Below are 9,974 nucleotides of genomic sequence, written 5' to 3'. Positions count from 1 at the left end.
ACCTCGTGGGACCCGTACGACCCGGTCGCCAACATCGTTGCTTCCTGTAACTACGCTGCCGACAAGTACGGCTCGATGGACAACGTCAACTCCGCTTACTGAGCCAGCAGGCATTCAGAGCGCCGAAGGGCGGCGGCACCCACACCGGGTGCCGCCGCCCTTCGGCGTACCGGGACCGGGCCGGGGGCCACGGGGCTCCTCGGCCATGGGGCTGAATTGCCGGTTGGTGCAGGTGAGGTGTGGACACGGCGGATCCGACAGCCCGACAATTCCCTCATGACGTCTCTTGAGTTCCGCACCAACGTGACCCGGCCGTCGGAGGCCGAACGGGACCGGGCCATCGAAGTGCTGCGGAACGGTACCGGTGACGGCCGGCTCTCGCACGACACGTTCGTACGGCGCATGCACATCGTCCTCACGGCCCGCAGCCGCGCCGAGATCGACGTCGCCGTCGCCGACCTCCGTACTCACGGGCGGCTGTCGGGATTCGCGCTGCGCACGGTGGCTGCCCTGTCGGCCGTACCCATCCGCCTGCGCGGGGCGTGGCACGCCGCCCGGCTCCCCGGCCTCCGCCTTCCCGAGCCCGGTACCGGGCCGCTGAGCATCGGCCGTTCCCCGCTGTCCGACCTGCGCTTCGACGACGGCACAGTCTCCCGCCGGCACGCCGAACTGCGCCATACGGGCCAGGACTGGCGTCTGTCGGACCTGGGCTCGCGCAACGGCACCTACGTCAACGGCCTGCGCATCGCCGGCACGGTGTCCGTCCGCCCCGGCGACCATGTCGCCTTCGGCAACCTCAACTTCCGCCTGTCCGCGTAGCGGCGAGAAACTTCTTCGCGGGGCTCAGCCCTTCGCGGCGGCGGTCAGCTCCGCTGTGGTCACCACCTCGGCGAACCCGCCGCCCTGCAGCGTCACCGCCGTCGCCCGCGCCAGCTCCTCCGCGCTCAACCGCCACCCGTAGGGCCCGGTCAGGTCGAAGGTGTGCGTGGCGTCCAGCGCGAACAGCACCTCGTACCCCAGGTTGCCGCCCATACGGGCCGTCGTCTCCGCGCACATGTTGGTCTGGATGCCGGCCACGACGAACTGCCGGATGCCCTCGGCGTCGAACCATTCCCGCAGATCCGGCGTGCCGTAGAACGCGGAGTTCACCGTCTTCGTGACGAACAGCTCCGGGCCCGCGCCCTTGCCCCGCCTCTCCTCGACGAAGTCCTTGAGGTCGTTGCCGGCCTGCCCCGGGCGCAGGGGCGACCCGGCCGTCAGTGAGTCGTGCCGTACGAACACCACCGGGCGTCCGCTGGTCTGCCATGCGTCGATCAGCGCCGCGATGTTCTCTTCCGCGTCGGGGTTGTCGCGCGGCCCCCAGTACTCCGCCTCGTCGAAGCCCTTCTGTACGTCGATGACGACCAGTGCCGTGTTGCTGTGCAGCTCTCGCTTGTCCATGGCCACGATCCTGCCGTCGCCGCCGGACCCCGGAAAGTGGCAGTACTGCCGGGGATCGATGGCTTTCTGCCATACTCCGGCCCATGTCTGCCTACCGCGTGGCGCTGCTCGCCTTCCCCAACATCCGGGCCTTCGACGTCAGCGTCATCACCGAGGTGTGGGGCGCGGACCGCACCGACCGGGGCGTACCCGCCTTCGAGCTCCGCCGCTGCTCCGCCGACCGGAGCCCCGTCGCGATGCCGGGCGGGCTCAGCCTGGCCCCCGACCGTACGCTCTCCTGGCTCGACCGGGCCGACCTCGTCGTCGTCCCGGGCATCGTGGACCCCCAGGTGCCGACCCCGCCGGCGGTGCTCGACGCCCTGCGGCGCGCCCATGCGCGCGGCGTCCCCGTAGCGGCGCTGTGCGCCGGGGCGTTCGTCCTCGCCGAGGCCGGGCTGCTCGACGGGCGCCGCGCCATCACCCACTGGAGCCTCACCGATCTCCTCCAGCGGCAGCACCCGCGCGTCACCGTCGTTCCTGACGCCCTGTTCATCGAGGCGACCGCCGACACCCCGGCCGCTCCCGACACCCCGGCCGCTCCCGACACCCCGGCCGCTCCCGGCGCCGATGCCGGGAGCGGCATCGCGCGCGGCGCCCTGTGGACGTCCGCCGGTACCGCGGCCGGCATCGACCTCTGCCTTCACCTCGTCCGCCGGCAGCACGGCGCCGAGACGGCCGCCACCATCGCCCGCTCCATGGTCACCGCGCCCTTCCGCACCGGAACCCAGGCCCAGTTCATCGAGCGGCCGACCGCCCCGGAGGACCGCGGCGCCGACGCCCTCGCCTCCGTACGCGAATACGCGCTGCGCCACCTCCACGAGCCCCTCCCGGTCGCGGCTCTCGCGGCGCGTGCGGGCATGTCACCGCGCTCGTTCGCCCGTCACTTCACCGCGACCACCGGCACCACCCCCGCCCGCTGGCTGCTCGACCAGCGGCTGGCGGCCGCGCAGAAGTACCTCGAGCGCACCGACCTGCCCATGCCCGAGGTCGCCCGCCGCACGGGCTTCGGCAGCGAGGTCACCATGCGCCAGCACTTCGCCGCCCGCCTCGCCACCAGCCCCCGCGACTACCGCGCCGCCTTCTCGGCGAGGGGGCAGGGCTGACGGTCGACCGGTCGGGCGGTGGCACGCCGGTGCTCGCCGATTGGCTGGTCCTTTGGCTGGTCCTTTTCGATTTCTCCGGGGAGATCCGGCCTGCACGGCCGCCGTCGTCCGGGCTGCCGAACGGGGCGCCGCCGGGCGTCCCCCGTATCGGCGTGTGCTGAAGGAAAGGCGCGAAGCAACTCCCCTCCGCTGCTGGGGCGTCGGATTCCGGCCAGGTGTAGTCGGTTGGTAACTGCCATGCCAACCAAGGGAGTTGACGTGAAGGCGGAGTAAAACGTGACAGTGGTTGTCAGTCGGGGCCGTCCAATTTGCCGTCGTTCAGCGGGGTTTGCAGTTACGGAAGGACGTTGCGTATGTCACACCTTCGGGCGGGGGTTGATCTGAGCGCGTCAAGACTGACAGGGTTTCGAACACCCCGGAAGCGGATCTTCCTCTGCTCCGGGTGCGCTGTTGCGACAGCGCGCGATACCCCCCCACAACCGCCCGAGGAGGAACCCTCGTCATGGCAGCCCACAAGCGCACCGGCAAGCGACGGCTCGTACTTGCGATATCCGCCGCGACCGCCGTCACCGCCGGAGCCACCCTGTTCACCCTGCCCGCCGGCGCCGCACCCGCCGAAGGAACCGTCTACGGCACCGAGTCCAAGGACGCCATCGACGGCAGCTACATCGTCATGCTGAAGGACGGCAAGAGCGGCGCGGGCGTCCGCTCCGCCGCCGACCAGGGCAAGGACCTGGCCGAGCGGTACGGCGGCAAGGTGAACCGCACGTACACCTCCGCCGTCCACGGCTTCTCCGCCAGCGGCCTCGACCGGAACGAGGCCAAGCGCCTGGCCGCGGACCCGGCCGTCGCCAAGGTCGTGCAGAACCACCGCTTCACCATCAACGCCAGCCAGGAGGCCCCACCCTCCTGGGGGCTGGACCGGATCGACCAGACCGAGGCCAAGGGCGACGGCAAGTACACCTACCCGGACGGCGCGGGCGAGGGCGTCACCGCCTACGTCATCGACACCGGAGTGCGCATCAGCCACAAGGACTTCGGCGGTCGCGCGGCGTACGGCTTCAACGCGGTCGACAACAACGACAAGGCCGAGGACGGCAACGGCCACGGCACGCACGTGGCGGGCACCATCGCCGGCGCGGCCCACGGCGTGGCCAAGAAGGCCAAGATCGTGGCCGTCCGCGTGCTGAACAACGAGGGTCAGGGCTCCACCGAGCAGGTCGTCGCCGGGATCGACTGGGTCACCAAGAACCACAAGGGCCCCTCGGTCGCCAACATGAGCCTCGGTGGCGGCGTGGACGAGGCGCTCGACGCGGCCGTGCAGAAGGCCATCGCCTCGGGCGTCACCTTCGCCGTCGCGGCGGGCAACGAGTCCACCGACGCCGGCAAGGGCTCCCCGTCGCGGGTGAAGGAGGCGATCACCGTCGCGTCCACCACCAAGACCGACCAGCAGTCGGACTTCTCGAACTACGGCAGCGTCGTCGACCTCTACGCCCCGGGCTCGGACATCACCTCCGACTGGAACGACAGCGACTCCGGCACCAAGACCATCTCCGGTACGTCCATGGCCACGCCGCACGTCGCGGGTGCCGCCGCGATCTACCTCGGCGGTCACAAGGACGCCACCCCGGACCAGGTCGAGAAGGCGCTGACGCAGGGTGCCACGGCGGACAAGGTCACCAGCCCCGGCGCCGGAACCCCCAACAAGCTGCTGAAGGTCGTCCCGTAACCGAATCGGCCACATGCTGCTCCCGGCCGGCCGTCACTCCCCTCACCGGAGTGACGGCCGGTCGTGCATGTGAGGGGTCCGGGGCAGGATGGGTTTCTCCGCTGCACAGCGGGGAACCCGGACGTTATGGTGCAAATCGGCTACACGATGATGACCGAGCAAGCCGGTCCCCGCGATCTCGTCGGGCATGTGGTCCAGGCGGAGAAGGCGGGGTTCGACTTCTCCGTCACCTCCGACCACTACTTCCCGTGGCTGGCCTCGCAGGGGCATTCGCCCAACGCGTGGGCACTCCTGGGCGCCGCCGCGCAGGCCACGACCCGGATCCCGCTCATGACCTACGTGACCTGCCCGACCACGCGCTACCACCCGGCCGTGGTCGCCCAGCAGGCCGCCACCGTGCAGTTGCTGTCCGAGGGGCGGTTCCGCCTCGGGCTCGGCTCGGGCGAGAACCTCAACGAGCACGTCGTCGGCGGCGGCTGGCCCTCCGCCGACGTGCGGCTCGAGAAGCTCGAGGAGGCCGTGGGCATCATCCGGGCCCTCTTCGAGGGGCACACCCTCACCCATCACGGTGCCCACTACGACGTCGAGCATGCCAAGCTGTGGGACCTGCCCGAGCAGCCCCCGCCCATCGGCATCGCCGTCTCCGGCGAGCTGTCCTGCCGGCTCGCCGGTCACCTGGCCGACCTCGTCATCGCCACCGAACCCGAGCACACGCTCCTGGAGAGCTTCGACCGCCACGGCGGCGCCGGCAAGCCCCGCGTCGGCCAGCTGCCGGTCTGCTACGACCCCGACCGCGACGCGGCGATCGACCGGGCCCACGACCAGTTCCGCTGGTCCGGACTGGGCTGGCCGGTCAACTCCGAACTGCCCCACGACGGCGCCTTCGCCTCCGCCACCCGCTCCGTCACCAAGGACGAGATCGCCGAGGCCATCCCGTGCGGCGCCAAGGTGGACGACTTCGTCGACGCCGTACGGGCGTACACCGACGCGGGCTTCACCGAGGTCGCCCTGGTCCAGGTCGGCGGCGACCACCAGGAGCCCTACGTCAAGTGGGCCGCCGACGAACTCCTCCCGGCGCTGCGCGAGCTCTGAGGCGGCGATGACACCGCAGGACCACCCCGCCTCCGGCGCGCCCCCCGCCCCGGCCCGGCTCGCGGCCGTCTTCGACGTGGACGGCACCCTGGTCGACACCAACTACCTGCACGCCGTCACCTGGTGGGAGGCGTTCCACCAGGCCGGCCACCGGGTGGCCATGACCGACATCCACCACACGGTCGGCATGGGCTCGCACCGCCTGATGGACCGGCTGCTCGCCGACGACCGCGACCGGGACCAGGACGAGTCCATCAGCGCGGCCCACACCGCGGTCTACGCCACATGGTTCGACCGTCTGGCGGTCCTGGACGGCGCGGGCGAGCTGCTGCGCGCCCTCGCCGGCCGCGGCTGGACCGTCGTCCTGGCGACCTCCGCGCAGGGCGCGGAGCTCGCGGCCCTGCGCAAGGCGATCGACGCCGACGACGCCATCCACGACGCCACCAGCGCCGATGACGTCGCCTCCAGCAAGCCCGCCCCCGACCCCGTGCGGCAGGCGCTGGAGCAGGCCGGCGTCCCGCCCGGCCGGGCGCTCTTCGTCGGGGACACGGTCTGGGACGTCGAAGCGGCCCGCAAGGCCGGCGTCGACTGCGTCGCGCTGCTCTCCGGCGGCATCGGCCGGGCCGAGCTGGAGCAGGCGGGCGCGGTCGCCGTCTACCGCGACCCCGCCGCCCTGCTCGCGGACCTCGACGACAGCCCGTTCGGCCGTATGGAGAGCACCCTCCGCGGACCCCGCTGACCGCGGCCGGGTCCCCGCGTTCGCCCGCGCAGCCCAATCACGCGGGGACTTCGGGCGGTGTCGCACGGCAGGACGGCCCGCGCGGGTGACGATCGGTCAGGACGGCCCGGAGCGGGCCGCGCCCCGTTGTCCCCACCCGGAGGTCGCCGTGCGCATCCTGCTCATCGCCAGCGCGTTCACCAGCCTCACCCAGCGCGCCTTCACCGAACTGCGTGCCTACGGGCACACCGTCGCCCTCGCCCCGGTGGACGACGCCGAAGCCCTGCGCGACGCGGTGGACCGGCACGAACCACAGCTGATCGTCTCGACGGTGTCCGGCGCGACGATTCCCCGGGACGTCCACACGCGCCACACCTGTCTGGTGGTACACCCCGGCCCGCCCGGCGACCGCGGCCCCTCCTCCCTCGACCGCGCCCTGCAGGAAGGCGAGCGGCACTGGGGAGTGACGGTATTTCAGCTGGGCGAGGAGGCGACCGCCGGACCCCTCTGGGCCGCCGAAGGCTTCGCCGTACCGCCCGGCGTCGGCAAGAGCGATCTGTGCCGGGGCGAAGTCGCCGACGCCGCCATGAAGGCCGTGCTGACCGCCGTGGAACGCTTCGCCTCCGGGGCCCGGCCTCCCCTCCCGCACCCCGCGCCGCCGGTCCCGGCGCGCCCGTACCTGACCCAGGACGAGCGCCGCGTCGACTGGGCGGCCCAAGGCACCGACTCCGTCCTGCGGACGCTGCGCGCCGCCGATTCCCAGCCGGGGGTACGCGACGAACTGCTCGGCGAAGAATGGTTTCTGTACGGCGGGTACGCGGAGGACCGACTGCGCGGCACACCGGGCCGGATCCTCGCGACCAGAGCGGGCGGCATCTGCCGGGCGACGGCGGACGGCGCCGTGTGGATCCCCGAACTCCGCCGCCGGCGCACCCACGACGGCTCGGCCGCCGTCAAGCTGCCCGCCACGCTGGCACTGGGCGACCGGCTGCCGGACGTCCCGCACCTCCCCGCCCCGCTCGAGCTGCCGGAACACCGCCGGACCTGGAGCGACATCCGCTACGCCGAAGAGGGGGACGTGGGCTTCGTACGGTTCCGCTTCCCCGGCGGGGCGATGAGCACCATCCAGTGCCGCCGGCTGCTCGCCGCCTGGCGCTACGCCCGCTCCCGGCCGACGTCCGTCATCGTGCTGGGCAGCGAGCGCGACATCTTCTCGAACGGCATCCACCTGAACGTCATCGAGGCGGCGGCCGACCCCGCCCAGGAGTCCTGGGCCACCGTCAACGCCATGAACGACCTGATCGCCGCCGTCCTGGCCACCACCGACCGGCTCGTGGTGGCGGCCGTGCCCGGCAACGCGGCCGGGGGCGGCGTGATGCTGGCGCTGGCCGCCGACGAGGTGTGGTGCCGGTCCGGAGCCGTGCTCAACCCGCACTACCGGCTGCTGGGGCTCTACGGCTCCGAGTACTGGACCTACACCCTGCCCCGGCGCGTGGGCGCCGACGCCGCACACTCGCTGATGGCCGAAGCCGCGCCGGTGGGCGCCGTACGCGCCCGCGAACTCGGCCTCGTGGACCGGGTCGTCGCCGCCTCCCCCCAGGAGTTCGCTCCCGCCGTCACCCGGATGGCGGTGGAACTCGCCGACGAGGGCGACCTGAGCGTGCGGATCGGGGCGAAGAAGGCCGCCCGGGACCGGGACGAGTCGGCCAGGCCCCTGGAGGCCTACCGCGCCCACGAGCTGCGGCGGATGCACGCCGCGTTCTTCGCCCCCGACGCCCCCTACCACGCGCTGCGCTCGGCGTTCGTCCACAAGCAACCGGCCGCCGACACGGCGGCGCGCTACGAGGAGCTGTCCCGGCTGCCCCAGCCGAACGCCCGCATTGCTGCCGATGAACCGGTATGCCAGATTTGAGGCTCGGGCTGCCCCGGACCCCCGCCCACAGGGAGGCGATCGGCGATGCGAGCCACCGTCTGGCACGGCAAGCGCGACGTCCGGGTCGAGAACGTCCCCGACCCCGTGATCCAGGAACCCACCGACGCGATCATCCGCGTCACCTCCAGCGGACTGTGCGGCTCGGACCTGCACCTGTACGAGGTGCTCACCCCGTTCATGACGCCCGGCGACATCCTCGGCCACGAACCCATCGGCATCGTCGAGGAGACCGGCTCCCAGGTGCCCGGCCTCTCGCCCGGCGACCGGGTCGTGGTCCCCTTCCAGATCGCCTGCGGCAGCTGCGCCATGTGCGCGGAGGGCCTCCAGACCCAGTGCGAGACCACCCAGGTCCGCGAGCACGGCACGGGCGCGCGGCTCTTCGGCTACACCAAGCTCTACGGGGCCGTGCCCGGCGCCCAGGCCGAATACCTCCGCGTGCCCCAGGCCCACTACGGCCCGATCAAGGTGCCGCGGGGACCGGCCGACGACCGCTTCGTCTACCTCTCCGACGTCCTGCCCACCGCCTGGCAGGCCGTCCGGTACGCCGGCGTCCGCCCCGGCAGCAGCGTGGCCGTCCTCGGCCTGGGCCCCATCGGCACGATGGCCTGCAGGATCGCCCGCCACCTGGGCGCAGCCCAGGTGATCGGCATCGACCATGTGCCTGACCGGCTGGGCCGCGTCCACGGCGAAGGCGTCGAGACCTTCGACCTCGACGCCTTCGACCAGGAGAAGGAGCTGCTGGCGGCCGTGGGCGACGTCACCGACGGCCGCGGCCCCGACGCCGTCATCGACGCCGTGGGCACCGAGGCCCACGGCAGCCCCGCCGGCCGCCTGGCCCAGCAGGCCGCCGGGCTGATGCCGCCCCGGTGGGCGGAGAAGCTCATGCAACGGGCCGGCGTGGACCGCATGAGCGCCCTCCACCTGGCCATCGCCCTGGTGCGCAGGGGCGGCACCCTCTCCATCAGCGGCGTCTACGGCGGCATGACCGACCCCATGCCCATGCTCACCCTCTTCGACAAGCAGCTGCAGATCCGCATGGGCCAGGCCAACGTCCGCCGCTGGGCGGACGACATCCTCCCGCTGCTCACGGACGACGACCCGCTCGGCGTCGACACCTTCGCGACCCACCACCTGCCGCTCGACCAGGCGCCCAGCGGCTACGAGCTGTTCCAGAAGAAGGCGGACGGTGCGCTGAAGGTGCTCTTCCGCCCGTAGCGGCCCGTGACCGTGAGTCCCCCTACGGGTCCTGCCGCGGGTGCTACCGGTTGAAGATCACGCTCGCGAACCGCAGACCCCTGTCCGCCTTCTTCCCCGGCTCCAGGCGCGTCGCCGTGCCCTTGCACTTCTTGCCCGAGTAGACGGTGAGCGGCTTCTTCGTGAAGTTCTGCGGGCCGCTCGCCTCCTGTCCCATGTCCAGGCACTTGTGGTCCGGCGGGTTCTGGACCGAGTAGTGCTTTCCCTTGGGGCCGGTCCAGACGAACTGGTCGTCCGCGGCCACTGCCGAACCGGTGGTCAGCGATGCGGAGAGGACAAGTCCTCCGAAGGTGGCCACCACGGTGCGGAACAGGCGCATCACAGCTCCTTGATCTCGACGGCTATACGGGGCGCGATCGGACGTGCCGCCCCGAATACGGACAACGACGCTCATCGCCGCACGACACGCGCATGCGCATGGCTACGCAGGGTGAGATCGAGGGGTGCGGCGTGTGAGGCCGCCCATAGGGCCCGGATCACCTTCCCCTTTCTTTAGTAAGAGGCGGGGTGTATTCGGTGGGGTGATCGGCGGGTAATGGGGGTGTTTTACGGGGTGGGGTAGTAGGTCAGGTGATTGCCAGGGGTTTTCGCTGCCGCTAACAATTACGGGGTCGCACGGCGCCGTCGATCGAGACGCGGCGCTCTTTTTGCGCCAATGACGGCCAC

The 9,974-nt window shown here is 71.8% G+C and carries 9 protein-coding genes and 1 pseudogene; 8 read left to right on the top strand and 2 right to left on the bottom strand.

Annotated elements, in window-relative coordinates; translation table 11 throughout:
• A pseudogene (locus ABZ956_RS30325) lies at positions 1–102 on the top strand (lytic transglycosylase); the annotation flags it as partial.
• A 174-nt stretch (positions 103–276) separates the two neighbouring features.
• Entirely contained in the window at positions 277–819 is a 543-nt protein-coding gene (locus ABZ956_RS30320; protein WP_361900669.1) for a DUF1707 and FHA domain-containing protein, read from the top strand.
• 24 nt (positions 820–843) lie between these two features.
• Here the strand turns inward: ABZ956_RS30320 and ABZ956_RS30315 are convergent, their stop codons facing one another.
• On the bottom strand, positions 844–1,440 hold the full coding sequence (locus ABZ956_RS30315; protein WP_361900666.1) for a cysteine hydrolase family protein: 597 nt from the start codon (positions 1,438–1,440) through the stop codon (positions 844–846).
• Between the two features lie 83 nt (positions 1,441–1,523).
• Here ABZ956_RS30315 and ABZ956_RS30310 point away from each other — a divergent pair, with 83 nt between their 5' ends.
• From ABZ956_RS30310 to ABZ956_RS30285, 6 genes are all read left to right on the top strand, one after another.
• Entirely contained in the window at positions 1,524–2,582 is a 1,059-nt protein-coding gene (locus tag ABZ956_RS30310) for a helix-turn-helix domain-containing protein (protein WP_361900663.1), read from the top strand.
• A gap of 502 nt (positions 2,583–3,084) precedes the next feature.
• The gene (locus tag ABZ956_RS30305) at positions 3,085–4,311 is read left to right on the top strand and encodes a S8 family peptidase (RefSeq protein WP_361900660.1); all 1,227 of its coding nucleotides are present in this window, start codon (positions 3,085–3,087) and stop codon (positions 4,309–4,311) included.
• 126 nt (positions 4,312–4,437) lie between these two features.
• Entirely contained in the window at positions 4,438–5,403 is a 966-nt protein-coding gene (locus ABZ956_RS30300) for a TIGR03557 family F420-dependent LLM class oxidoreductase (protein ID WP_361900657.1), read from the top strand.
• A 7-nt stretch (positions 5,404–5,410) separates the two neighbouring features.
• Positions 5,411–6,142: an HAD family hydrolase gene (locus ABZ956_RS30295; RefSeq protein WP_361900654.1), complete on the top strand. Its 732-nt coding sequence runs from the start codon at positions 5,411–5,413 to the stop codon at positions 6,140–6,142.
• A 148-nt stretch (positions 6,143–6,290) separates the two neighbouring features.
• A complete protein-coding gene (locus ABZ956_RS30290) occupies positions 6,291–8,033 on the top strand; it encodes an enoyl-CoA hydratase-related protein (protein ID WP_361900672.1) in 1,743 nt (580 codons plus the stop codon).
• A gap of 45 nt (positions 8,034–8,078) precedes the next feature.
• Positions 8,079–9,269, top strand: a complete 1,191-nt coding sequence (locus ABZ956_RS30285) for an alcohol dehydrogenase catalytic domain-containing protein (protein WP_361900651.1) — start codon at positions 8,079–8,081, stop codon at positions 9,267–9,269.
• 43 nt (positions 9,270–9,312) lie between these two features.
• On the opposite strand, the gene ABZ956_RS30280 is transcribed toward ABZ956_RS30285, so the two are convergent.
• A complete protein-coding gene (locus ABZ956_RS30280) occupies positions 9,313–9,627 on the bottom strand; it encodes a hypothetical protein (RefSeq protein ID WP_361900648.1) in 315 nt (104 codons plus the stop codon).
• Positions 9,628–9,974: the final 347 nt, after the last annotated feature.

The organism is Streptomyces sp. NPDC046261, assembly GCF_040646235.1.
In the GTDB taxonomy this organism is placed as follows: Bacteria; Actinomycetota; Actinomycetes; order Streptomycetales; family Streptomycetaceae; genus Streptomyces.
This window is presented reverse-complemented; position numbering and strand designations above follow the sequence as displayed.